This is a genomic window from Clostridium sp. CAG:43 (assembly GCF_000434655.1).
Lineage (GTDB): Bacteria > Bacillota > Clostridia > Lachnospirales > Lachnospiraceae > Otoolea > Otoolea fessa.
This window is the reverse complement of record NZ_FR895071.1, coordinates 24,773-25,739: the sequence shown is the minus strand read 5'-3', so window position 1 is coordinate 25,739 and position 967 is coordinate 24,773. Positions and strand designations below refer to the sequence as shown.

Below are 967 nucleotides of genomic sequence, written 5' to 3'. Positions count from 1 at the left end.
AGCATATATATTTCTTTATCTGCAATTCAAGCAATCTTATATTCTAATTATTAATCTGAGAAATCTTATGCTTATCCAACTTGGCAATACGAAATGGCAGGAGATTCTCAGAAAAGCCAGATTCTCCTGTCAGAAAGGGGAGAATTATGGGGAATTTAATGAGGGTGCGGAGAAATCACAAGGACACGCTGTTCAGGATGCTGTTCAGCACAAGGGAGAATCTGCTGAGTCTGTACAATGCAGTGAATCATTCACATTATACAGATCCGAAAGAATTGGAGATTGTGACGCTGAAAAATGCTGTATATATGAATATGAAAAACGATCAGGCATTTTTGCTGGATATGCAGTTAAACTTATATGAACATCAATCGACATGGAATCCGAATATGCCACTGCGTTTTCTGTTCTATGTGGCAAAAGAGTACCAGATGCTGGTCCGGAACCAGACCTTGTACGCATCGGCATTGGTGGAATTGCCAACACCGCATTTTGTAGTATTCTACAATGGAGAAAAAGAGCGGGAGGCGGAGGGTCTGCTTAAATTGTCACATTCGTTCATGCAGAAGACAGAACATCCTGAGCTGGAATTGCTTGTGAAGGTTTTAAATATAAATCTGGATAAAAATCTGGAGATCCTGGAAACCTGCCGGTTGTTGAAAGAGTATATGCTGTTGGTTCATAAAATACGGCAGTATGCGATTGAATACAAAGATATCAATCAAGCGGTTGAAAAGGCTGTGACGGAATGTATCGATGAAAATATATTGGCAGAGTTTCTGAGGAAGAATCGAGCGGAGGCGATAGAGGTGTGTATTTTCGAATATGATGAAAAACGGGAAACGGAATTGATAAGGAAGGCGGAGTTTGCGGAAGGGGAGAAGATTGGTGTAGCAAGAGGCCTAAAAGAAGGCGAGAAAAAAGGTGAAGCCAAAGGTATGGCTAAAATACTCTTAAATCTGATTGA

General features: G+C 40.5%; 1 protein-coding gene. It reads left to right on the top strand.

Annotated elements, in window-relative coordinates; genetic code table 11:
* Nucleotides 1–146 precede the first annotated feature (146 nt).
* On the top strand, nt 147–967 hold an 821-nt coding region (locus QVO97_RS05780), incomplete at its 3' end, for a transposase (protein ID WP_288189101.1).